Annotated in this window: 16 protein-coding genes; 8 read left to right on the top strand and 8 right to left on the bottom strand. The window is 70.9% G+C overall.

What is annotated here, in order from left to right; all coding sequences use genetic code 11:
• Positions 1–58 precede the first annotated feature (58 nt).
• Complete coding sequence (sigK, locus tag QOL15_RS15025; RefSeq protein ID WP_065964231.1) at positions 59–658, top strand: ECF RNA polymerase sigma factor SigK; 600 nt, start codon at positions 59–61, stop codon at positions 656–658.
• Positions 655–1,617, top strand: a complete 963-nt coding sequence (locus QOL15_RS15020) for an anti-sigma factor domain-containing protein (protein WP_071246181.1) — start codon at positions 655–657, stop codon at positions 1,615–1,617. Before sigK ends, QOL15_RS15020 begins: the two co-directional genes overlap by 4 nt.
• A gap of 415 nt (positions 1,618–2,032) precedes the next feature.
• Here QOL15_RS15020 and pstB read toward each other — a convergent pair whose 3' ends face one another.
• The 6 genes from pstB to QOL15_RS14990 all read right to left on the bottom strand — a co-directional run bounded on the left by pstB (position 2,033) and on the right by QOL15_RS14990 (position 10,185).
• Positions 2,033–2,812 (bottom strand): phosphate ABC transporter ATP-binding protein PstB, encoded by a 780-nt coding sequence (pstB, locus tag QOL15_RS15015; protein WP_065964227.1) that lies wholly within the window; start codon positions 2,810–2,812, stop codon positions 2,033–2,035.
• An 88-nt stretch (positions 2,813–2,900) separates the two neighbouring features.
• Positions 2,901–3,986, bottom strand: coding sequence for a phosphate ABC transporter permease PstA (gene pstA / locus QOL15_RS15010; protein ID WP_065964222.1), 1,086 nt, complete (start codon positions 3,984–3,986; stop codon positions 2,901–2,903).
• Between the two features lie 14 nt (positions 3,987–4,000).
• Positions 4,001–4,948 carry a phosphate ABC transporter permease subunit PstC gene (pstC, locus tag QOL15_RS15005; RefSeq protein WP_065964220.1) on the bottom strand — a complete coding sequence of 316 codons (948 nt, stop codon included), beginning with the start codon at positions 4,946–4,948 and terminating at the stop codon, positions 4,001–4,003.
• 337 nt (positions 4,949–5,285) lie between these two features.
• Positions 5,286–6,395 carry a phosphate ABC transporter substrate-binding protein PstS gene (locus tag QOL15_RS15000; protein WP_071246183.1) on the bottom strand — a complete coding sequence of 370 codons (1,110 nt, stop codon included), beginning with the start codon at positions 6,393–6,395 and terminating at the stop codon, positions 5,286–5,288.
• Positions 6,396–7,075: 680 nt separating this feature from the next.
• The gene (locus QOL15_RS14995) at positions 7,076–8,023 is read right to left on the bottom strand and encodes an NUDIX domain-containing protein (RefSeq protein WP_065963298.1); all 948 of its coding nucleotides are present in this window, start codon (positions 8,021–8,023) and stop codon (positions 7,076–7,078) included.
• Positions 8,020–10,185, bottom strand: a complete 2,166-nt coding sequence (locus QOL15_RS14990) for an RNA degradosome polyphosphate kinase (protein WP_071246185.1) — start codon at positions 10,183–10,185, stop codon at positions 8,020–8,022. The genes QOL15_RS14995 and QOL15_RS14990 overlap by 4 nt, the downstream gene beginning before the upstream one ends.
• Before the next feature lie 275 nt (positions 10,186–10,460).
• Here QOL15_RS14990 and QOL15_RS14985 point away from each other — a divergent pair, with 275 nt between their 5' ends.
• From QOL15_RS14985 to QOL15_RS14975, 3 genes are all read left to right on the top strand, one after another.
• Complete coding sequence (locus tag QOL15_RS14985) at positions 10,461–10,742, top strand: hypothetical protein (protein WP_058729289.1); 282 nt, start codon at positions 10,461–10,463, stop codon at positions 10,740–10,742.
• Between the two features lie 186 nt (positions 10,743–10,928).
• Positions 10,929–16,280, top strand: coding sequence for a DUF6531 domain-containing protein (locus QOL15_RS14980; protein WP_071246191.1), 5,352 nt, complete (start codon positions 10,929–10,931; stop codon positions 16,278–16,280).
• Positions 16,281–16,311: 31 nt separating this feature from the next.
• Positions 16,312–16,731 (top strand): hypothetical protein, encoded by a 420-nt coding sequence (locus QOL15_RS14975; protein WP_065963289.1) that lies wholly within the window; start codon positions 16,312–16,314, stop codon positions 16,729–16,731.
• Between the two features lie 701 nt (positions 16,732–17,432).
• Here QOL15_RS14975 and QOL15_RS14970 read toward each other — a convergent pair.
• The gene (locus tag QOL15_RS14970; RefSeq protein ID WP_065963285.1) at positions 17,433–17,630 is read right to left on the bottom strand and encodes a hypothetical protein; all 198 of its coding nucleotides are present in this window, start codon (positions 17,628–17,630) and stop codon (positions 17,433–17,435) included.
• Positions 17,631–17,978: 348 nt separating this feature from the next.
• On the opposite strand from QOL15_RS14970, the gene QOL15_RS14965 reads away from it, so the two are divergent.
• Positions 17,979–18,347 (top strand): hypothetical protein, encoded by a 369-nt coding sequence (locus QOL15_RS14965; protein WP_071246193.1) that lies wholly within the window; start codon positions 17,979–17,981, stop codon positions 18,345–18,347.
• Between the two features lie 8 nt (positions 18,348–18,355).
• Here QOL15_RS14965 and QOL15_RS14960 read toward each other — a convergent pair whose 3' ends face one another.
• Positions 18,356–18,979 (bottom strand): hypothetical protein, encoded by a 624-nt coding sequence (locus tag QOL15_RS14960; RefSeq protein WP_065963281.1) that lies wholly within the window; start codon positions 18,977–18,979, stop codon positions 18,356–18,358.
• Positions 18,980–19,314: 335 nt separating this feature from the next.
• Here QOL15_RS14960 and QOL15_RS14955 point away from each other — a divergent pair, with 335 nt between their 5' ends.
• Positions 19,315–22,011: a hypothetical protein gene (locus QOL15_RS14955; protein ID WP_071246195.1), complete on the top strand. Its 2,697-nt coding sequence runs from the start codon at positions 19,315–19,317 to the stop codon at positions 22,009–22,011.
• Positions 22,008–23,483, top strand: a complete 1,476-nt coding sequence (locus QOL15_RS14950) for a hypothetical protein (protein ID WP_071246197.1) — start codon at positions 22,008–22,010, stop codon at positions 23,481–23,483. Before QOL15_RS14955 ends, QOL15_RS14950 begins: the two co-directional genes overlap by 4 nt.
• Positions 23,484–23,515: the final 32 nt, after the last annotated feature.

Genomic DNA, 23,515 nt, shown 5'->3' with positions numbered 1-23,515 from the left:
CCTGCGAACCGACTCCGAGGGTCGGCGCCGACCGCAACCGAGAGGGGGGAAACCTGCAATGCTTGCCCTCGTGGAACGCGACACGGAGACCTGGCGCTCGGACGAGCCCGCCCCCGCGTCGCCGGACGACCTGCTCGTCCGCGTCGCCGCCGGAGACCAGGCGGCCTTCGCCGAACTGTACGACGCCCTGTCCGGACGCGTGCTCGGACTCGTCACGCGCCTGCTCCGGGACCGTGCACAGTCGGAAGAGGTCACGCAGGAGGTCTTCCTCGAGGTCTGGCAGCAGGCCACCCGCTTCGACCGGGCTCGCGGCACCGCGGCCAGCTGGGTCCTCACCATGGCGCACCGCCGAGCGGTCGACCGGGTGCGGGCCTCGCAGGCCTCGCACGACCGGGACACCAAGATCGGCATCCGTGACCTCGAGTCCGGGTTCGACCAGGTGTCCGAGTCCGTCGAGATCCGCATCGAGCACGAGCGGGTCAGCCGGGCGCTCGGCAAGCTCACCGAGTTCCAGCGCCAGGCGGTGCAGCTCGCGTACTACGGCGGCTACTCGCACAGCGAGATGGCCGAACGGCTCGGTGTCCCGATCGGCACCGTCAAGACCCGTCTCCGTGACGGGATGATCCGACTCCGAGACGAGATGGGGGTGACGTCATGACCGAACGCCACGACGACCCCGCGCTGCTCACCGGGTCCCACGCGCTGGACGCCCTGTCGGACGACGAGCGCGCACTCCTGGAGCACGCGCTCACCACGGCCCCCGAACTGCAGGCCGAGACCGATTCGCTGCGCGAGACCGCGCTGCAGCTCGCCTACGCGGTCGAGCCGATCGAGCCCCCGGCTGCGCTGAAGGCGTCGCTCATGGCCCAGATCGCGCGGACCCCGCAGGTCCCCGCACTGGGTGCTGCGGCCCCCGGTGCGCAGGACGCCGCAGCCGGCCTGGAGGCGCGCCCCGCCGCCGCCACGTCGGCCGCGTCCGACGACGCCCCGGCCCGGGACGACGACCTCGCGCCCGTCTCGGAACTCCCGACCGCACGCGACAGTGCCGCGGGCGACACCCGCATCCGTCGCGGTGACGGCTCCGTGGCCGAGGGCCGCGCGACCGCAGCCGCACGTCGTCGCTGGTTCCAGCGCCCCGCGGCTGCCCTGTCGGCAGCGGCAGCGGTCGCGGTCGTCTTCCTCGGCGTCGGGCTCGGCGTCGGCGGGGTCATCGGCCAGGACGAGCAGTCCGGACCGGGCACCACGCAGGCCTCGGGCACGATCGACAGCATCTACGCCGCGCGGGACTTCGGTCGCACGACCGCAGCGGTCCCCGGCGGCGGCACGGCGACGGTCATCTGGTCGCACGAGGTCGGCAAGTCGGCCGTCATCCTCGACGGCGTCCAGTCGGCACCGTCCGGGCACACCTACGAGCTCTGGTACATCGACGCCGAGGGCACGAACGGCAAGGTCAAGCCGGCCGGACTCGTCGATGCGGCTCCCGACGGCGTGCACACCGCGGTCCTCGACGGCACCCTGGCGAAGGGCGCGTCGATCGGCATGACCGTCGAGCCGGCGGGCGGGTCGGACCAGCCGACCACGACGCCGCTCATGGCCGTCCCCACGAACCGGGCCTGACCCGGCTCGTCCCCACGAACCAGGCCTGACCCGGCTCGTGCCTCGTCCTCGGAGCGCTCGCGCGCTCCGGGGATGTCGTGCCCGCCCGTCACCGCGCGTGTCGGCCTCCGGGGAACGTTCCGCGCGCGCACCGTCCCGTCGATGGAGCAGTCGACGTCGGGTCCGTCGGCGCCACACGACGTTTCCTGCTCCATCCGCGGTCGGTCGATGGAGCAGTCGACGTCGGGTTCGCTGACGTCACCCGACGATTCCTGCTCCATCCGTGGGAGCGGGGGCGGGAACGGGGGCGGGAACGGGCGAGCGAGCGGACCGGGAGCGGGAGTTGCCGGGCGCAACCGCAGGAGGCCCGGTGCCGTCCGTGGCGGACGTGCACCGGGCCTCCAGGCCGACCGTCAGCAGACGGGCGGACGGCCGATCACCCGAAGCGACCCGAGACGTAGTCCTCGGTGGCCTGCACCGACGGGTTCGAGAAGATCGTCGCGGTGTCGTCGTACTCGATGAGCTTGCCCGGCGCACCCGTGCCCGCGATGTTGAAGAACGCGGTCTTGTCGCTCACACGCGACGCCTGCTGCATGTTGTGCGTCACGATCACGATCGTGAAGTCCTTCTTGAGCTCCTCGATGAGGTCCTCGATGGCGAGGGTCGAGATCGGGTCGAGCGCCGAGCAGGGCTCGTCCATGAGCAGCACGTCCGGCTGCACCGCGATCGCCCGCGCGATGCACAGGCGCTGCTGCTGGCCGCCGGACAGGCCCATGCCGGGCTTGTCGAGGCGGTCCTTGACCTCGTTCCACAGGTTCGCGCCCTGCAGGGAGCGCTCGACGATGTCCTGCGACTCCGACTTCGAGATGCGCTTGTTGTTGAGCTTCACGCCCGCGAGGACGTTGTCCTTGATCGACATCGTCGGGAACGGGTTCGGTCGCTGGAACACCATGCCGACCTGGCGACGGACGAGCACCGGGTCGACGCCCGCGCCGTACAGGTCGTCGCCGTCGACCTTCACGGAGCCCTCGACGTACGCGCCGGGGATGACCTCGTGCATGCGGTTCAGCGTGCGGAGGAAGGTGGACTTGCCGCAGCCGGAGGGGCCGATGAACGCGGTCACGGTGCGGGGCTCGATCGTCATGTCGACGCCCTCGACCGCCTTGAACTTCGAGTAGTAGACGTTGAGGCCGTCGACCTCGATGCGCTTGGACACGTGATTCCTTCGGGGTGGGTGGTCGTTGCCGGGGTGGTGCTGCTGCTGACGGCGCTGCCCGCCGGTGGCGGCGGGACGCTGCCCGCGGCTAGCGCGACAGCTTGGGGGCGAAGAGTCGGGTGATGAAGCGGGCCAGCAGGTTGAGCACCATCACGATGAGGATGAGCAGCAGCGCCGCGGTCCAGGCCCGGTCGACGAACGGCACCGGGTTGGCGCCCTGCTGGGAGTACTGCGTGTACGCGAACACCGGCAGCGTCATCATCGGGTCCTTGAACAGGTCGTAGTTCATGCTCGCGGTGAAGCCGGCCGTGACGAGCAGCGGGGCCGTCTCGCCGATGACCCGGGCGATCGAGAGCATCACGCCCGTGGTGATGCCGGCGAGGGACGTCGGGAGCACGATCTTGAGGATCGTCAGGTACTTCGGGACGCCGAGCGCGTACGAGGCCTCGCGGAGCTCCATCGGGACGATCTTCAGGACCTCCTCGGTGGAACGCACGACGATCGGGATCATCAGGACGCTCAGGGCGACCGAGCCGACCAGGCCGAAGCGGGCACCGGGGCCGAGGAAGAGCGCGAACAGCGAGTAGGCGAACAGACCGGCGACGATCGACGGGATGCCCGTCATGACGTCCACGAAGAACGTGATGCCCTTCGCGAGCGCACCCTTGCCGTACTCGACGAGGTAGATCGAGGTGAGGAGGCCGATCGGCACCGAGATGAGCGCCGCGAACAGGGTGATCTGCAGCGTGCCGATCAGGGCGTGGACGGCGCCGCCGCCCTCGGAGATGACGCCGCGCATCGAGTACGAGAAGAACTGCGCGTCGAAGCGGGCCAGCCCGTCCGCGAGGACCGTCCACAGCAGCGACACCAGCGGGAGCACCGCGATGACGAAGGCCGTGACGACGAGCGAGGTGATGAGGCGGTCGACCGCCTGGCGTCCGCCCTCGACGATCCGCGAGACGACCACGATGAGCACGTCGAACAGGACCGTGCCGAGGAACAGTGCCGCGACGACGTTGAAGTCCTTGACGGAGCCGCCGGCGTTCAGGAGCGCGAAGACCGCGACCAGGGCGACCCAGGAGCCGACGAGCAGCAGCCACGGCACGGACCGGTGCAGCTTGCCGTTGGCGTAGACGTTGCCGGCGAGGCCGGACTGACGGAGAGCGAGGGACATCGGGGCGTGACCTCTCAGGAGACCCGCTTGCGCACGATGTAGCGCGCCAGCATGTTGATGACCAGGGTGATGACGAAGAGGATCAGGCCGGACGCGACGAGGGCGTTCAGCGCCGTGCCCGAGGCCTCGGCGAACTGCAGCGCGATGTTCGCGGCGATGGTCGACGGGTTCAGCGAGGTGAGCATCTGGAAGGTGACGTTCGTCGACACCGACAGCACGAGCGCGATCGCCATCGTCTCGCCGAGCGCGCGGCCGAGCCCGAGCATGATCGCGGACACGATGCCGGACTTGGCGAACGGCAGGACCGACAGGCGGATCATCTCCCAGCGGGTCGCACCGAGGGCCAGGGCGGCCTCCTCGTTGAGGCGCGGTGCCTGCAGGAAGATCTCACGCATGACGGCGGTCATGATCGGGATCGCCATCACCGCGAGGACGATCGATGCGGTGAGGATCGTGCGGCCGGTGCCGGAGACCTGGCCGGAGAAGAGCGGGATCCAGCCGAGGTGCTCGTTGAGGAACCCGTAGAACGGCTTCACGAACGGCGCCAGCACCACGATGCCCCAGAGGCCGTAGACGACCGACGGCACCGCTGCCAGCAGGTCGATGACGTAGCCGAGGACCGGGGCCACGCGGCGCGGCGCGTAGTGCGAGATGAAGAGCGCGATGCCGAGCGACAGCGGCACGGCGATCACCAGCGCGATGAGCGCGGACCAGACCGTGCCGAAGACGAGCGGACCGACGTAGTCCCAGAAGTTCGTCGCGTTGTTCGGCAGCTCGCCGACCTTCGCGCTGAAGGCGGGGATGCTCTGCCAGACCAGGAAGGCGGCGACGAGCACGAGCACGAAGAGGATCAGGCCACCCGCGATGACGGACGCCGCGGAGAACACGCGGTCGCCGACGCGGACGACGGGCTTCGGCTTGGTGGGGACGGTGGCCCCTGGCTGGGCCGGTGCGGTCGTCATGGGACTCCTGTCGGAGGGAGGCCGGGCTCCGTGGGGGAGCGGCGGGGGGAGTGCTGCTGCGGGGTGGTGCTCGGTGCGTGGTTCTTGGTTGGTGCGTGGTGCGTGGTGCGTGGTGCTTGCTTGGTGCTTGGTGCTTGGTGCTTGGTGCTTGGTGCTTGGTGCTTGGTGCTTGGTGCGTGGTGCGTGGCGCGTGGTGCTTGCTTGGTGCGTGGTGCTTGGTGCTTGGTGCTTGGTGCTTGGCGCTGGCGCTGGCGCTGGCGCTCGCTGCATGCCGGACGGGCGAGTGCCCGGACGTCGACCAGGTGGGTGGGATCGACGTCCGGGCGCTCAGCGGGCCTTACTTGATGGAGGCGACGGCCTTCGCGGCCTTCTCCGCCAGGTCGGACGAGAGGGCGGCCGACTTGGCCTCCTTCGCGGCCGCGTCCTGCGCGTCCTTCGAGACGACGTAGTCCAGGTAGCCCTTCACGAGCTCACCCTTCGCGGAGTCCTTGTACTCCTGGCAGGCGATCGCGTAGGAGACGAGGACCAGCGGCCACGCACCCTTCGCGGTGTCCTTGCGGTTGATGTCGATCGCGAGGTCGTTGTCCGCACGGCCGGCGACCGTCTTCGAGTCCGCGACGACCTTGGCAGCGCCCTCGGCCGAGATCTCGGTGGCCGTGGAACCGACCATGAGCTTCGCCTTGTCGAGGTCACCCGCGCCCGAGTCGTCGATGTAGGTGATCGCGTTCGAGGCGCTCGCCATGGCCGAGGCCACACCCGAGGTGCCCTTCGCGCTGTCGCCGACCTGGTACGGGAAGGTCTGGCTCGGCTTCTCGGTCCAGACGTCGCTCGCGTTCGCGGAGACGTACTCCGAGAAGTTCTGCGTCGTGCCGGAGTCGTCCGAGCGGTGGACGACCGTGATGGCCGCGTCCGGAAGGTCGGCGCTCTTGTTGAGCGAGGCGATCTCCGGAGCGTTCCACTTCGTGATCTTGCCGGAGAAGATGCCCGCGATCGTCTTTGCGTCGAGGGTGAGCTCCTTGACGCCGTCGACCTTGTAGGCGATGGCGATCGGGGAGATGTAGACCGGGATGTCGATGGCCTTCGAGTCCGCGGCGCACTTCTCGAACGTGCCCGCGAGCTCCTCGTCCTTCAGCGCGGCGTCGGAGCCGGCGAAGTCGGCGGCGCCGGACATGAAGTTCTTGCGGCCCGCGCCGGAGCCGTCGGGCGAGTAGTTCACCGTGGCGCCCGAGGCGACGCTCTGGAAGCCGGCGGCCCAGGTGGCCTCGGCGGTCTGCTGTGCGGAGGAGCCCGAGCCGGTCAGCGTGCCCGAGAGCTTCGAGTAGTCGGTGCCGGAGCTCGACGTGGCGGAGGCGCCAGCGCCCGCGTCCTCGTTCGCCGCGCAGGAGGAGAGCGCGACCGCGCCGGCGATCGCGATCGCCGCGACCGTGCCGATTCGCTTGATGTTCACAGGGGTCCCTTCGGGGATGTCAGTGCAGGTGGGACCGCTGCTGGTCCCGCGGGCCGGTGCTGACCCGGGAGCGACTGTAGGGACGCGAGGTGACGGGGATCACGCGCACTGGTGAACGGGAGGTGAACGAGGGGTTGTCGTGACCGTGGGCGCCGTGCGGCGGCTCCGGACCGGGTGCAGGATCGGGATCGGCGTGCGTCCGGTGGGCGCATGCGGATGCATCGGTCGGGAGGCGCGGTGCGGGTCCGGTGGGCGCGGTCGCGGTCGGGGCGGTGGGGGTCCTCCAGTGCGCGGCACGGGGCCGGCGGTCGCGGTCGCGGTGTGCGCTCGGCCGGGGGAGGACGGCGCAGCTCGGCGGTGCCGCTCGCTCGGGCGCCTGCCGTTGCCGGGAACGTCTCGTCGGGCCGGCTGCGTCAGGCCGGAGCCGTCCGGGCCGGTCGCGTCGGACCGGTTGCGTCGGGCCGGTCGAGTCAGCCCGGTCGCGTCAGTCGCGTGGCGTCGGACCGGTTGCGTCGGGCCGGCTGCGTCAGGCGGGTGGTGTCGGACCGGTCGCGTCAGGCCGGCCGCGCCGGGCCGGTCACGTCAAGCGGGTGGTGTCGGACCGGTCGCGCCGGGCCGGCCGCGCCGGGCCGGTCACGTCAAGCGGGTGGTGTCGGACCGGTCGCGCCGGGCCGGTCGCATCAGGCGGGGACGGTGTTCCGGTGGGTCTCGACCGCCACGAGCTTGTCCCCGGCGATGTGCATCACGGCGAAGTCGCCGACCGAGAGCATCGCCGCCCGCCGCAGGTCGAACCGTCGACTGTCGTCCGCCGTCACCGCCGCGATCCGCGCGATGATGTCCGGCAGCACGGGCCCGTGCGAGCACAGGACGGTCGACTTGCCCTTGTCGAGGCGCTTCCGCACCACGCCCTTGACGTCCGCGGCACCGCGGTCGTGGGCCTCCTGGCTGATGTCGGGCGTGCTCGCGACGCCGACGTGCGTCCGGGCGGACAGCGGCTCGACGGTCGCGAGGCACCGGGCCGCAGTACTGCTGACGATCTTCTTCGGTCCGAACGCGGCGACCGGCGCAGCGGCCGCCTTCGCCTGCGACCGGCCGACGGGCAGGAGCGGGCGCGTCGCGTCCGGCCCGTCCCACTCGGAGCCGGGGATCGTCTTGGCGTGCCGGAGCGCGATGAGGGCGAAGGTCCGGTGCTCCCCGGCGGCGACGCGCTCGGCGAACCGGTCGAGGATCGCGACGTCACGGTCGTAGGTCAATCGTTTCCGGGCCTGGTCGATCGGCACCCACTCGACGGCCGCGACCTCGTCGTTCGGCCGGAAGGTCCCGGCGCGGTCGTACTCCTTGCCGGAGACCCGCGCCGACCAGTAGTGCACCACCTTGTCCCGTCCGCTGGGCAGCACGTACTCGGCCGTGCCGAGCGGTGCGCCGAGGTGCACGCGGTACCCGGTCTCCTCCTCGATCTCGCGGACCGCGGTCGTCGGCACGCTCTCACCGGGGTCGACCTTGCCCTTGGCGAACGAGACGTCCTTGTGGTGGTCGCGGTGCACCAGCAGCACGAGCGGGCCGCCCGCGTGCTCGCGCCACACGACCGCACCCGCCGCGACGACGGGCTTCGCGGTCCCGCCGCTCACCGGGTCGAGCGCTTCCGGGCGGAGATCTTGCGCATGAGGACGTTCTGCACGTCGTCGAGCGGCCGACCGTCGTCGTCCGTCGAGTGCCGCGTCCACTCGCCGTCGGACTCGAGGTGCCACGAGCTCGTGGTCTCCGCCATGGCCAGGTCGAACATCTCCTGCACCTCGGCCACGTGCGCGGGGTCGGAGAGTCGGACGAGGGCCTCGACGCGGCGGTCGAGGTTCCGGTGCATCATGTCGGCGGAACCGATGAACACGGCGGGGTCGCCGTCGTTGTGGAACGCGAACGCCCGGGAGTGCTCGAGGTACCGTCCGACGACGCTCCGGACGCGGATGGTCTCGCTGACGCCCTCGAGGCCGGGCTTGAGCGAGCAGATGCCGCGGACCCACACGTCCACCGGGACCCCGGCCTGGCTCGCGAGGTACAGGGCGTCGATGATCTGCTCGTCGACCATCGAGTTGACCTTGATCCGGATGCCCGAGGGCCGACCGGCCGCCGCGTTCGCCGCCTCGTGCTGGATGCGCTTCACGAGCCCCTTCCGCAGGTGGAGCGGCGCGACGAGGAGACGCTTGAACTTCTTCTCGATCGCGTAGCCCGACAGCTCGTTGAACAGTCGGGTGAGGTCCTTGCCCACGACGTCGTCGGCGGTGAACAGACCCATGTCCTCGTAGATGCGCGAGGTCTTGGGGTTGTAGTTGCCCGTGCCGATGTGGCTGTAGTGCTTGAGCGTGCCGCCCTCCTGCCGGATGACGAGCACCAGCTTGGAGTGCGTCTTCAGCCCGACCAGGCCGTACACGACGTGCACGCCGGCCTTCTCGAGCTTGCGGGCCCACGTGATGTTGTTCTGTTCGTCGAAGCGTGCCTTGATCTCGACCAGCGCGAGCACCTGCTTGCCCGCGGCGGCGGCGTCGATCAGGGCCTCGACGATCGGGCTGTCGCCGGAGGTGCGGTAGAGCGTCTGCTTGATCGCCAGCACGTTCGGGTCGGCAGCGGCCTGCTCGAGGAACGCCTGCACGCTCGTCGCGAAGGACTCGTACGGGTGGTGGACGAGCACGTCGCGGGCGGCGATGGCGCGGAACAGGTCGGGCTTCGTGTTCGGTTCGCCGGGCTGGAACTGCACGGGTGTGGTCGGCACGTGCTTCGGGTAGTGCAGGTCCGGACGCGCGATCTTGGCGATCTCGAACAGGCCGCCGAGGTCGAGCGGCGACGGCAGGCGGAAGACCTCCTGCTCGGTGATGTCGAGCTCGCGGACGAGCAGGTCCAGGGTCACCGGGTCCATGTCCTCGGTGATCTCGAGACGGATGGGCGGGCCGAAGCGGCGGCGCAGGAGCTCGCGCTCGAGGGCCTGGATGAGGTTCTCGGCCTCGTCCTCCTCGATCTCGACGTCCTCGTTGCGGGTGACGCGGAACACGTGGTGCTCGAGGACCTCCATGCCCGGGAACAGGTCGTCGAGGTGGTTCGCGATCAGGTCCTCGAGCGGGATGAACCGGAGGCGACCGCTGCCGTCGTCGGGCAGCGTGATGAAGCGGGAGAAGTTCTGCGGCACCTTGAGGCGCGCGAACTCCTGCCGCTGCGACTTCGGGTTGCGCACCCGCACGGCGAGGTTCAGCGACAACCCCGAGATGTACGGGAAGGGGTGTGCTGGGTCGACCGCGAGCGGCATGAGGACCGGGAAGATCCGCTCGTTGAAGTACTCGCGCATGCGCAGCCGGTCGGCCTCGTCGAGGTCGGACCAGTGCTCGACGTGGATGCCGGCGGCGTCGAGGTCGGGCTTGAGGGAGTGGATGAAGGCCGCGGCGTGCCGGTCCTGCAGCTCGTGGGCCTTGGCCGCGATGTCGCGCAGGACGTCGCTCGGGGCGCGGCCGACGTTCGTCGGTACGGCGATCCCGGTGTCGATGCGCCGCTTCAGGCCGGCCACGCGGACCATGAAGAACTCGTCGAGGTTCGAGGCGAAGATCGCGAGGAAGTTGGCGCGCTCGAGCAGCGGCTGCGTCCGGTCCTCGCCGAGTTCGAGGACCCGCTGGTTGAACCGGAGCCAGCTCAGCTCACGATCGAAGTAGCGGTCCGTCGGCAGCGACTCGTGCTCGATCTCGACGACCTCGTCGAAGTCGTCCAGGTCGGGTGCGACGGATTCGCCGTCGAGCTGCGGTTCGGTGTCCATGGCCACATCCTGCCACCCGGCCCCTGCTGCCGGGGGGAGCGGGGTGGACGGTGTGGAAAGCGGGGGTGAACGAGTCTCGTGTGGAGGAGCACCGGGAGGCCCCCGTACCGCCGAGGGAACGTCGGCAAAGCACCTGTCCCCCGAACAGGGGAGGGATCGTCACGAAATACAGTCGGTGACATGGGTCGGCGTTCGTGGGTATGGTGGGCGGCGTCAGAGCCTCCGGGGGGATTCCACTGCGCGGGGGTGCAGCTACGAAAGGAACGAGGTTCACCATGTCACGTGTGCTCTCCACCGAGCAGGCCAAGACCGCCATCCGGCAGATCCAGTCGATCGTCAACGGCGGCTTCACCGACCAGATCTCGCAGCTCGACGCGCAGGGTCGCATCCTGTCGGACTCGAACGTGTGGGACGGCCCGCTCGCGTCGACGTTCCGCGGATCGACCTGGCCGGAGACGAAGGCGGCGCTGGACAAGGCGAAGACGGAGCTCGAGCAGCTCCGCACCCAGCTCGACAAGATCTCGCAGGACATCTTCACCGCGGGTGGCGGCGCCTAGCCAGCCGACTCCACCGCCCGGGCCGTCCGAACCTGGACGGCCCGGGCGTCCGTGGTCGGGGGACGGCCGCGACCAGCACGACCCGTGCGATCAGCACGACCCGTGCGATCAGCACGACCCGTGCGACCAGCACGACCAGCACGACCAGCACGACCAGTGCGATGCACACTCCGGGGGGAACCGACCATGGCCCAGATCCACGCGAACACGGAGCCGATCCAGTTCGACGACGCGACCGCCGACGCCCTGAAGCGTGCGCTCGACGCGGCCGCCAACGCCGTCAGTGGCCAGGCGGGCTCCCGCCAGACCGCCGTCAACACGGCGTCGCAGGAGTTCCGCGGCCGGTTCTCCGAGCTCTTCACCCAGAACGCCTCGACCGCTGCGGGTGACGGGCGCACCATCGTCGAGACGCTCCGCACCATCGCCGGCTGGGTCGACACGATGAAGGAAGCGGCAGCGGCCGAGCGGGCACGCCGGAAGACCGCGCGGGAGTGGCAAGCCCGCGAGGACGCGCGCAGCGGCATCGAGGAGTGGTGGACCGAGGCGTGGCAGCTCGACCCGATGCCGAAGGCCGGCAACGAGCCCGCACCGACCTTCCCGGCGCCGAACGTGACCGCACGACCGCGGGAGACCCCGGACCCGGGCGCGGGGGGCGGTGGCGGCGGGGGGACCTCGTCGGCGCGTCCGGCGGACCTCCGCTCCTTCGCGACGGCCTGCTCCGGGATGAACCGCGACCTCGACGGGAAGCCCGCTGCGGTCCGGGGTGCGCTGCAGGACTTCGCGGCGCGGTGCTCGTGGGGGCACATCGACGCGGGCAACCTGGTCAGCGCGTTCGAGCAGTGGCTCGCCGCGAACGACCGCGACGTCCAGTGGGCGAACACCGTCGCCGACGCCTTCGCCGCCGCCGGTGGAGAAGGCACCGTGTCCACCGTCGCCGACTCCGCACTGGCGGCGGCGCTGCAGGCTGCCGGCGTCGCCGCGACGCGCTCCGAGCTGCAGTTCGACCCGCCCTCGGCGTACGGCGCGCAGCCGACGACCGGGTTCTCGATGGACCCGGTGAACACCACCACGGGCAACTTCCTCGAGCCCGAGACCGACCTCGACTTCCCGGGGTCCTCGCCGGCCCTGCGGATCACGCGGATGTACAACTCGCTCGACGACCACGTCGGGCTCTTCGGGCCCGGCTGGGCCTCGGTCCTCGAGACCCGCCTCGAGCTGGACGACGACGGTGCCTCCTTCGTCGGGGCAGACGGCCGGCAGGTCCGCTTCCCCCGGGCGGCGGACGGGTGGGAGCGCGGTGTCGGGGAGAACCGGTGGCTCGTGGCCGAGCAGGACCGGCTCGTCGTCCGCGACAACACCGGTGGACGCATCGAGTTCACCCGTTCGGGCGTCTGGCTCGGCGAGCGCGGCGGACCGGGGACCGCGGTGCGTGTCGAACGCGACGAGGACGGATCGGTCCGACGGCTCGTCCACGAGCGCGGTCGCGCGATCGACGTCGAGTACGCATCAGGGCGCGTCGCCGTGGTGCGGGGCTCGGACGGTCGACGCGTCGAGTACGAGTACGACGACCGCGGACGACTGGTCTCGGTCGTCGGTGCCGCGGGCGCCCGCCGGTACGGCTGGAACGACGACGACCTCGTCACCACCGTGACGAGCGCGGACGGCGTCGTCGAGGTCGACAACACCTACGACGACCACCGTCGCGTCGTCGAGCAGGTGAGCCCGCACGGCCGGGCCGTCCGCTTCGCCTACCTCCCCGGCCGTGTCACCGTGGTCTCCGACCACGACGGGTCCCGGTCGAACTCCTACCTCGCCGACGCCAAGGGTCGGCTCGTGGGCGTCGTCGACTCGGACGACCACCGGCAGTCGATGAGCTACGACCGGCACGGCAACCTCGTGTCGGTCACCGAACGCGACGGCTCCGTCACGGTCCACGCGTACGACGAGCGCGGACGACGGATCCGCACCGTCACGCCCTCCGGCGGGGACGTCACCTACGGCTACGACGACCAGGACCGCACGACGACCGTGGTCGCCGAGTCCGGCGGTGTGGTCACCTACGAGTACCGCGGTGACGACCGCGACCCGTCGGTCATCACCGATCCCGTCGGCGGGCGCACCGAACTCACGTGGTCGGACGGGCTGCTGACCCGCGTCGTCGACCCGACCGGCGTCGTCCTGTTCCTCGAGCACGACGAGCACGGCGAGCTCGTCGCCACGACGAACGCCGTCGGCGACACCGCGCGCATCGAGCGTGACCCCGCTGGACGCCCCACCGCGGTGACGAGCCCGTCCGGGGCCCGGACCGAGTACCGCTACGACGGTGCCGGCCTGCTGCACGAGCGCCGCGACCCGGACGGCGCGACGTGGCGCTTCGAGCACACCGCCGCCGGCCGCGTCTCGGCGGTCACCGACCCGCTGGGCGGGACGACGACCTTCGAGTACGGGCCCGACGGGGAACTCCGCGCGACGACCGACCCGCTCGGACGACGCGTCATCCGTTCCTTCGACGACCAGGGCAACCTGGCGTCCCTGACCCTGCCGGGTGACGCGGTCTGGACCTTCGCGCACGACGCGTTGTCGCGCCTCCTGGCCGTCTCCGACCCGACGGGCGCGACGTGGCGTCGCGAGTACGACGCGAACGGCAGCATCACCGCGACGATCGACCCGACGGGCGTCCGTCAGGACGTCGCGCGGGACGTCGCGACGGGTGTCGCGACCCTGCGGGACGCGTTCTCGACCACGACCGTCCGGTTCGACGAGTTCGGTCGTCCCGTCGAGTCGACGAGCGCCGAGGCCGGCTCCGAGCTCGTCACCTACGACGCGGCCGGGCGCCCGGTCGAGCTCGTCGACGGCGAGGGCGGTCTGACCCGCATCGAACGCGACCTCGCGGGGCGGGTGACGGCCGTCGTCGCGCCCTCCGGGGCGCGCACCGCCTACGAGTACGACACGTGCGGGCGTCCGTCTGCCGCCGTGGACGCGACCGGGGCGCGCACCACGCTGACCTACGACGTCGACTCGCGGGTCGTGGCGCGCACGTCGCCCACGGGCGACGTCGAGCGGACCACCTACGACGCGGTCGGGCGCGTGGTCGAGCAGACGACGGCCGGTGCGGGAACGAGTCGGTACCGCTGGGACGCGGCCGGGAGGCTCGTCTCGGTCCACGACGCACGCTTCGGTCGACGTCGCTTCCGCCACGACGCAGCCGGGCAGGTCGTCGAGGTCGTCGACGGGCTCGGCGGGGTCACCCACCACGAGTACGACGAGCGTGGCCGTGTGGTCGCGACCACCGATCCCGCCGGCGGCGTGACGCGCCGCGAGTACGACCAGGCCGACCGCCTCGTCGCCGTCACGGATCCGCTCGGGCGGCGCACGGCCGTGCGTCTCGATGCGGCCGGACGCCGCGTCGAGCAGACCGACCCCGACGGTCGGACGACGGCGTGGACGTACGACGGTGCCGGGCGGGAGCACCAGGTCCTCGTCGACGGGCAGGTGCAGACCGAGGCGCGCCGCGACCCAGTCGGCCGGACCGTGGTCGTCACCGACCACACCCGGGGAGCCGGCCTGACGGTCGACCACGAACTCGAGTACGACCGGCGCGGACTCCTCGTCCGTCGCAGTCGCGGAGCCGACGCGATCCGCTGGGAGTACGACGCCGACGGGCGCCGCTCCGCACGCACCGACCCGTCCGGGACCAGGACGACCTGGCGCCGCGACGCCGCCGGACGCGCGACCGCCGTCGAGCGGGACCGCCTCGGCGCGGCGACGTTCCGGTACGACGCCTCCGGCCGCATCGTCGAGTCGGTCACGGGCGACCTCGTGCAGTCGTGGTCCTACGAACGCGGCGCGTTGGTCGCGCACACGACGACCTCCTCCGACGGCGTCACGACCACGCGCATCGAGCGGGACGACGACGGCCGCATCACCGCGATCGACGGGCCTCACGGGCGGATCGAGCACCGGTACGACGCCGCCGGTCAGCTCGTCCGGGCCGGCGACTCCGAGTGGGAGTACGACGCCGGCGGCCGACTGGTCCGCGAGCTCGTCGACGGGACGGAGACGCGCTCCACGTACGACCTCGCCGGCGAGCTCGTCGCCACGGAGCAAGGGGGCGTCCGGACCGAGTACCGGTACGACGGCCTCGGTCGACGGGTCCGCCGGACCGACGCCGACGGTTCGACCGTCGAGTACGCCTGGTCCGCCCTCGGCACCCTCGCCGGGATCACGAGCCGGGACGCCTCGTACGCCGAGACCGCGCGGACCGACCTCTGGACGGACGCACTGGGTGAACTGGCCTCGGTCGGTGGTGCCGAGACGTGGTGGGACTCCGCGGCGAGCGTGCCGGGTCTGGTGTGCATCGGGGGCGCGGACGTCCTCGACCTCCCCGGCGGTGTGGTGGCGATCGACGCCGTGTGGACGGCGCCCGGGTGGCGGAGCGCGCGTGCGACCGATCCGTCCGATCCCTGGGCCGTGCTCGAGGCCGTCGGAGGCACCACGTTGCCGGGCGGTGTCGCCCTCCCCGGCGGTGTCGCGCTGACCGCGAGCGGCGGCGTGTCCGTCGGCGGGCTCGAGTGGCTCGGTGCGCGTGTCTACGACCCGGGGGTGAAGGGCTTCCTGTCGACGGACCCGCTGTCGCCCGTGCTCGGGGCGGCGTGGTCCGCGAGCCCGTACTCCTACGCGGGGAACGACCCCGTGCACGCCGTCGACCCGCTGGGGTTGCGGCCGGCGACGGACGCGGACATCCAGGCGTACCGGGATGCGAACCAGGGGGCGTTCGCGGCGGTCGGACAATGGTGGGACGACAACTGGGAGTACGTCGCCGCGGCGGGGGCGGTCGCACTCGGTGTCGGTCTCATGTTCACGGGTGTCGGCGGGCCTGTCGGGGTCGCGCTGATCGGCGCAGCCTCGGGGGCACTGATCGGGGGTGGCGTCTCGATCGGTAGTCAGAAGGCGACGACCGGTCAGGTCGATTGGAAGAAAGTCGGAGTCGACACCTTGATCGGTGGTGTCGGCGGGGCGGTCGGCGGTATCGCGGCGACTGGCCTGGCCAAGCTCGGCCCGATCGTCGGGAGGGCCGCCAGCCCGGTCGTGCAAAGGGCCTCGTCGATCGCCTTCTCGTCGACGGGAAGGGCCGCGGGCGCGTCTGGGATCTCCGGTGCTACGACCAGTTCCATCGAGTACGGCATGGACTCGGATGGTGAACCCAAGACGCTCGGGGGCTACGTCCAGTCAGCGGCCACGGGATTCGGAACCGGTGCGGGCCTGAGCGTGATCGGAAGCAAGGTGACCTCGGCCGTCACAGAAAACCTTCCGATCACGCCGCACTACCCAGAAGGATGGAGCGCCCACGCAGTTGCGCCGAACGTCGCCCGATGGACCACGGTGGTGGGTGAGACGACTGATCGGCTCGTCGGAGGCCTCGGAAGTGTCGGAACTGAGATGCTCGATCCGAACGGTGATCGAGGTGGTGATCTGCTCCAGGACGCCGTCAACGGTGTCCTGGATGGGTCGATCGGACCGACGGCGCCGAAGCACTGACCGCCAAGCATCGAGAAGAAAGCAAGAATCAGTGACCCAGCAGAAGCGCAAGGAACGCTCGATGCGAGCCAAGAAGCTCATCTTCGGCACCTGGCTCCTCGGGGTGCTGGTCGTCATCGCGCTGATCTTCGTTGCACCGATCAGTTTGAAGGCCTACGACGCGTCACACCCACTGACAGTGAAGTGTGTCGTCAGTTCCGCAGTTGCCGGCGACGGTTCGTCGAGGTCCGTGAGGGGGGTCGGCGCGACGTACAACCAAGTGCGGATCGATTCGCCCGACTGTGGCACGGTGTTCATCCGGAGGCAGGTGACTGCCTCAAGCGCTCCGAGGATCGCAGCAGAGTTCCACGCGGGACAGACCTACGAGTTCATCGTCGGAGCCGCCTCCTACCGCTTCAGGGATCAGCTTCGGGCAATCAATCAGTCCGTCGAAGTCCAGCGACCTGACTGAGAGGATCCGACGAGGCGACCCATCGTTGCGGTGCTTCGGAGGCGGGGAACGGGTGAGACCGAGGTTCGGGCCTCCGGTGGTGTGCGCTGACATCGCCCGATCGCGCAGTTCGGGCCTCCGGTGGTGTGCGCTGACATCGCCCGATCGCGCAGTTCGGGCCCTTCGCAGTTCCCAGGAGCGAGCACCCGGCCGGGAGACCGAGGGTGGCGCAAGTGGAGTGCGCCGGAGCTGTTGATGCCGCTCCGGCGACGCTCCGTGAACCCGACTCGCCGCGTGGAGCAAGCCGTTGCTCGGCTCGTCCGGCCGAGACGGGATCCGCGTTGCGGCGGACCGTGCTCTCGAGACCGCGTGCGGCAACCTGCTGTACCAACAGGACGTCACACGGGCGAACATGCAACGCTTCGCCGAGCAAGTTGTGCCTGGCGGGCCGTATCGCTTCGGGGCAGAGAAGAGCGCGTTCGACCTGAGGGGCTTCCTGCGGACCTGAAGGTCGCGCCGGTCGTGAACTCGTTCGCGCCAGCGTGAGAGCGGCGGGGGAGAGGACCTCACCCGGTACGACCCGTCAGTCGGAGCCCGTGCCGGAAGCGCCGCCCTTCGCCAGCCACTCGCGCAGTCTTGCGGCATCCTCTCCGCTGACCGTGTGGATCACGTAGTCGACCTGCGGCGTGGACCGAAACTCGACCGACACGTCACCGGGCACCTCACCGCGAGCCCCTGCGGCGCCCCGCCGACACGAGGAACGCGAGCGGCGTGGTGTCGGACTCGACGCGTTGCGTTCGGCGGTCGAGCAGCGAGATGACCTCCTCCGCGCGGAAGGACGCCGTGCTGCCGGAACACTCGACGCGGAGGACGACCTGCGCGCGGTGGAGCAGACCGAGCTCCTCGATGCTCGCAGCCATCACGAGCGCATCGTCACGCCATTCGTCCGGTGCAGGGAGTACTGGACCGGTCTGCCTCGGTGATCGCCGTCCGAACATGACCGGAGCCTAGCGACGGAGGACGCAGCCAGGTGAAGTGAACGGTGCGCTAAATTGCGTTCGTCCCATCGGAGTAATCGGTGTTCGACAGGTGGGATCGAGCTGGGGAAGAATACTCGGGGAGGGATCATCCCGAGGTGCCGTCAACACGAAGGTCGCACGACGATCGTCATCGGGACGGTGGTCGGTTCGAGGAGGGGGGCGGGAACCCTGAGGCACAGAGCCACGGCCCTGACGACGAAGAAGCGCCCCGCCGTCGGGATCTTCCTCGTGTTGCTGGTCATCGTCCTCCCCGCGCTGCTGTTCTTCGTCGTCCCGGTCGCGCTCATCTCGTACGACGATGGTCACCGGATGTCCGTCACCTGTACCGTCCGCAGCGCAGCAACGGGTTCCGAGTCGAGCCGATCCTTCCGCGGCGGTGGAGGGGGCGGTACGCAGGTCGTGGTGGTGACCGAGGAGTGCGGCAAGATCTTGCTGCAGGACGGGATCAACTCGTTCAACGCCGACCGCGTCGCGAAGGCGCTCGAGCAATCGCGCCGGGCTCGGTTCACGGTCGGAGAAGCGACGTACCGACTGCGGGACGTCCTGGCAACAGTCGGGATCTCACCGGCCGCCTACGACCACCGTGTCGAGCCCTGACCGCTCGATCATCCCGCTGCCGGCGGGACCCAGGGCGCCGTCGGGTCCGGGTGATCCGGCCGCTCGATGCGCTCGTCGAGGTACTCCTCGAACGCCGTGAAGCCGCGGGCTAGACCCATCACCGAGAACAACCGGCTGCCGTCGGCCGCACGGCCCTCGAGTCCGCCGTACTGGTTCGCGAGGGGCAGCACCGCGGCGATCTCGGACACCGCGACGCGTCGTTCGGCACGGAACCCCTGCCGGACCAACACGTGGTCGTCCATCCCGAGGATCCGGGTCCGCCGCATCGAACCGGACAGCAGGAGGCCACCGACGCCGCACAGCAGGATCGCCCCGGCGGTGATCGCCGGTCCCGGCCCCGCGTCGGAGCCGGACGCTCCCGAGGCGAGCGCAGTGACCGTCACCACCGTTGCGAGTGCCCCGACGACCGCGAACAGGATCGAGACGACGGCGATGGTCATCCACTGCCATCGACGGAGGCGGACGGTGACGATGGCGCCGGCCTCGCGCGGGAGCTCCAGGCCTCGGTCGGCCCGTCGCTCGTCGCGCCGCTCCGTCGTGACCTTGACCAGCACGACGATCGCGTAGCCGACGACGAGGGCGATGCCCAGTGACAGCACCGTGGTCCACATGCGTCACACCGTACCGAGCGAGCGCGGACTGGCCGGCAACGCGTGTTGCCGACCAGCCCGACGTCCGTGCTCCGCCGACCGTCGGTCCGTTCGGCGATCCCCCCAGAACACATGTGCAGAATAACAGTTCACCGACGCTGGTCAAGCCGGGACCCGGCCGTGGGAGCAGGTGCGCCGTGGCCCGAACGGGGGCCAGGATCCCTGTGGAGAAGCCGGTCGGCGAGGTGCTCCGTCGCTACCATCGGAGGAGCAGTCGATTCTTGAGGGGGACGATCGTGATGCTCAGGCGCGCCGGGGGGACCGGAGCACGAACAGGTGACCGACTGATCGGTGGCGTGGCCATCACCGGCGCGCTCGCGCTGGTGCTCGTGGGCTGCACCGCAGATCAGGACCAGGTCGCGGACCCGTCACGGGTCCTGCAGACCGTCGACACCGTGCTCACGACGAACGGTGCCGTCAGCGCGGTGTCGGACACGACCATCTCGGTGGCCGGCGACCGTTCGTCCTCGAAGACCACGCAGCACGAGGCCGCCGACGCCGCGGCAGACCTCCCGCTCCGCATCACGACGCAGTACACGACCGACAAGCGGTCGGGTACCGACCTCAGCGACCTCGACGGGTACTCGGGTCGCGTCGAGATCGACCTGACGATCGAGAACCTGACCGTCCGGCCGAAGAACATCTCCTACGACGTGGCCGGTTCCGCGCGGACGACGCCGGCCCTGGTCGGCGCGCCGTTCAGCATCGCGGCCTCGACGGTGCTCCCCGGCGTGCGGCCCGACCGGGTCGTCACCCAGGCGGTCGACGGCGGCGCCGCGACGGACGGTGTCGTGAGCACGAACGGCGACGGCGACGCGGTCGTGCAGTGGGGCCGTCTGCTCGCACCGCCGACCTCGGGGGCGAGCAGCACGCTGCACCTCGTCGCCGACGTCGAGGACCTGTCGACGCCGGCGTTCGACGTCGCAGCGCAGCCCGGCCTCACGACGGATCTCTCGACGACGGGCGTGATGAACGGTGCGTTCGGGTCGCAGACCGACTCCGAACTCGCCCTCCAGCGCCGCACCATCGACCTCATCGCCCAGGTGAACGAGGTCCTCGCGCGCGCCGGTGGCACGATCACCGAGGTCCGGTCGAACCTCGAGACGACCTCGCAGACCCTCGGCGTGCGCACCGCGGAGCGTCTCAAGGACAGCAGCTCGTCACTCGCGAGCACAATGCAGTCGCTCTCCGGTCAGCTCACGTCGTTGAACGGCGATCTCGGCTCGACCGTCCAGGCGACGCAGTCCACGGTGCTGCAGCAGCTGCAGCAGACGACGAGCAGCCTCGACGCGCTGCTCGGGGACACGTCGGCCACCGCCCCGACGCCGGTCCTCGAGGGCGACGTCTGCAAGAGCATGCCGAAGTCCGACGGGGCGCGCGGCAGCGTCTACGCGAACCTGCTCCGCATCTCCTCGCAGCTCGACGGCTACGCCGATGCGAGTGAGCAGTGCAAGCAGCAGGTGAGCGCGCAGCTCGCCGCGTCGGTCGGTCCGGCGTCGCCGGACGCGACGGCGTGCGCCAGCGAGGAGGCCCGTGGCTCGTTGACCTGTGCGCTCTGGGCGTCGTCGGCTGCGGTCAACACCTCGCTCATCGGCCTGGTCTCGAAGGGGCAGGAGCTCGCGGCCGGGCTCGACCCGAACCTGTCGAAGACGGCGATCGCGCAGTCGAAGGCGCTGAACGACCAGCTCGCCGAGATCGCGAGCCGGCTCGAGAACGTCGGAAGCGACGACGGCAGCGTCGACGAGGCACTGACGGAGTTGGACGCCCTGATCACGACGACCGAGCAGTCGGTCCGCCCCGTCCAGGAGGGTCTTGCGAGCATCAACCAACGTGCTCGGAGCGCGCGTGGCGTGCTCGGCGACGCTCCGGACGGACCGTTCTTCAACACCTCACTGCAGTCGCAGAACCGGGCTCTCGCCGACCAGGTCTGTGGCCTGGTGACGCTCGGCCGTATCGACCAGGTCGACGCGGACGCGCTTCGCGGGTACCTCACCGCCACGCCGTGCCCGGGTGCTGCAGACGGCACCACGCTGCGACCCGGCCTCGGCTTCGACACGCCCATGGACGAGCGGCTCGCGCAGCAGGCGTCCGCCTGGGACGCACTCATCGCCGAGACCGACCGGCAGTCGACGACCGGTGTCGGTGCGGCCACGAACACCCTGGCCGCGTCCGTCGGTGCGCTCCGTGGGGGCGTGCAGCAGGTCCGATCGGCGATCGCGGCCGACGACGGGTCGGTCAGTGGGTCGGTCCGCGACCTGCAGGACCGTGTCGGGCAGGCCGCGGCCAGCGGGGCGGTGGTCAACGGGCAGCTCGTCAAGGTCGCCGACCAGCAGTCGAAGCTCCAGGACGCCGTCCGCGCGGCGTTCCAGCAGGCGTCCGACGACTCGAGCAAGCAGGTGCAGGCGCTCATCGACGACCAGGTGCGGAAGGTCAGCGACACCGCCGGCGCCAGCCGCGAGTCGGTCATCCAGGCCTTCGACCAGTCGATCGCCGGACTCCGCACCACCGCGCAGGAGGTCACGAGCGACTCCAAGGGCACGATCGACCAGCAGAAGGGCACGCTCCAGCAGCAGGGCAGCGAACTCGCCGCATCGGTGAGCAGCCAGACCGCGGCGAGCCTGCAGCGCATCGACGCGAGCACGAGCGCCTCGGTCCGTGACGTCGAGGGAGCGAACACGCTCCTCTCCGGCGACCTCAACCGGGTCATGCTCGACCTGGGCGACCGGAAGGTGAACGGCTCCGGGATCCTGGGCGCGATGGCGACCAGCGCCGCGAAGTCCGACTCCGCCGACTACCAGCTGGCGCTCGCCTCGCAGAACGCGGCCGGGTACGCCAACGTCCGCGCCGAGGACGTGGGCGGCATCCTGCTCCAGCAGCAGCAGTTCCGTGCGTCGCTCGACGCCGCCGACGAGCTGCCCGCGTTCCGGTACGACGTCCCGAAGGGTGCGACCTCGACGACCCTGTACGCCTTCCGCATCGGGGGAGCACGATGAGCCGCCACACCGACCGTGCCGACGCCCCCGCGCCGGAGCCCACCGCTGCCGGCAGTGACGCCGTCGACCGAGCCACCATCAGCAGCGACAGCGCCGCCGACCGTGACACCGACACCGACACCGGACCGGACACGGCACCCGACTCCGACAGGAAGCGTCGACGCACCGTCGTCATCGCCTCGACGGCCGTCCTCGCTGCCGCTGCGGTGGTCGCGGCGATCGTGGTCGTCCGGGTGAACGCCGATGCGCCGGCCGAGGCCGTGTCCGCGACGGCCCCCGTGCCGATCACCGTCGGACACGTCCCCGACGGTACGAAGATCGGTGTCGTGGTCACCCTCGGTGACGGTGAGGGCTCCGAGTGGGCCGATGCCGCGCAGGGCGCCCTCGTCGCGGAGCGCCGGCTCGCACTCGGCGGCACCGACGTCCAGCTCGTCACGCAGAACGACGGCGGGTCGGTCGACGGCGCCCGGAAGGCAGTCGAGACCCTCGTCCAGCAGGGCGTCGCCGGGATCGTCGTCGCCACGTCCGGCCAGCACGTGAGCGGGGCCCTCGCCGCCGCCTCGATCGCGGGCGTCCCGGTGGTCGCGCCCTACGCCGCCGCCGCAGACGACGCCTGGTCGACGGCGCCGTCGACCGACTCGGTCGCGTCCGCGCTCCAGCGGGCCCTGGGCCGTGCGCAGTCGCCGCTGCTCGTGGACCTCGGCGGTGTCGCCCCTGCCGGCCTGCGGGTCGCGCACCTCGTCGACGCCGTCCGAGACCCCGACACGGCGGCCCTGGCCGCGAGCATCGCCCAGCGCACGGGCGTCGACACGACCAACGGCACGCTCGACGGCGCCGCGGGTGCCCAGGCAGGGGCTGCCGACTCCGATGCCGTCGTGCTCAGCGGACCGGGCGCGCGGCAGGGTGCTCTCGTGGCCGCGCTCCAGGCTGCGAAGGTGACCGTGCCCGTGGTCCTCACCTCCGACGCGACCAGCCCGGCGTTCACCGCCGCGCTGACGCAGGCCGGCGGCAGCTTGAGCGGCGACTTCCGCTCGGTCGGTGTCGAGACCGACGATGCCCGAGCCCTGGCCACCGACGCCGAGGGTCGTGCGATGTCGGCGTACCTCGGCGGCCTCCGGGTGCTCGCGGACGACGCCGACGCGAAGAGCCTCACGGGCGACCGTCCCTTCTCGGCGGTCGCTGCAGCCGCGGACGCCCGGAGCCACGACGCCGTGGTCGCCCTCGTCGCAGCCGTCGGCTCGGCGCGTGCGGTCGAGCCCGCAGCCGTGACCGATGCGCTCGCCCGGCTCGACCTGCAGGCGCGCGACGGTCTGGCCGGTCCGGCGCTCGACTTCGGTTCCCGCGAGGCGTTGCGCACCCCGGCGACGGTCCTCGCGGCGTCGTCGCAGGACCTCGGCCTGCGTCCCGCGTCGACGTCGGACGACGCGGCGACGGCACCGCTCGTCTGGTTCGCCGACACGTCCCGCCGCTGACCGTCGCCCTGCAGGACCACGACAGGACCCGA

The sequence above is a fragment of the Curtobacterium sp. MCBA15_012 genome, assembly GCF_001864935.2.
Classification (GTDB): domain Bacteria; phylum Actinomycetota; class Actinomycetes; order Actinomycetales; family Microbacteriaceae; genus Curtobacterium.
Note: the sequence above shows the minus strand (reverse complement) of the source record. Positions and strands in the feature narration are given on the sequence as shown.

What these genes read in the sequence shown, in the direction of transcription:
- QOL15_RS14990 (WP_071246185.1), bottom strand. Translation starts at nt 10,185, where the DNA reads ATGGACACCGAACCGCAGCTCGACGGCGAATCCGTCGCACCCGACCTG.
- QOL15_RS14970 (WP_065963285.1), bottom strand. Translation starts at nt 17,630, where the DNA reads ATGGCTGCGAGCATCGAGGAGCTCGGTCTGCTCCACCGCGCGCAGGTC.
- sigK (WP_065964231.1), top strand. Translation starts at nt 59, where the DNA reads ATGCTTGCCCTCGTGGAACGCGACACGGAGACCTGGCGCTCGGACGAG.
- pstA (WP_065964222.1), bottom strand. Translation starts at nt 3,986, where the DNA reads ATGTCCCTCGCTCTCCGTCAGTCCGGCCTCGCCGGCAACGTCTACGCC.
- QOL15_RS14985 (WP_058729289.1), top strand. Translation starts at nt 10,461, where the DNA reads ATGTCACGTGTGCTCTCCACCGAGCAGGCCAAGACCGCCATCCGGCAG.
- QOL15_RS14980 (WP_071246191.1), top strand. Translation starts at nt 10,929, where the DNA reads ATGGCCCAGATCCACGCGAACACGGAGCCGATCCAGTTCGACGACGCG.
- QOL15_RS14950 (WP_071246197.1), top strand. Translation starts at nt 22,008, where the DNA reads ATGAGCCGCCACACCGACCGTGCCGACGCCCCCGCGCCGGAGCCCACC.
- QOL15_RS15020 (WP_071246181.1), top strand. Translation starts at nt 655, where the DNA reads ATGACCGAACGCCACGACGACCCCGCGCTGCTCACCGGGTCCCACGCG.
- pstC (WP_065964220.1), bottom strand. Translation starts at nt 4,948, where the DNA reads ATGACGACCGCACCGGCCCAGCCAGGGGCCACCGTCCCCACCAAGCCG.
- QOL15_RS14960 (WP_065963281.1), bottom strand. Translation starts at nt 18,979, where the DNA reads ATGTGGACCACGGTGCTGTCACTGGGCATCGCCCTCGTCGTCGGCTAC.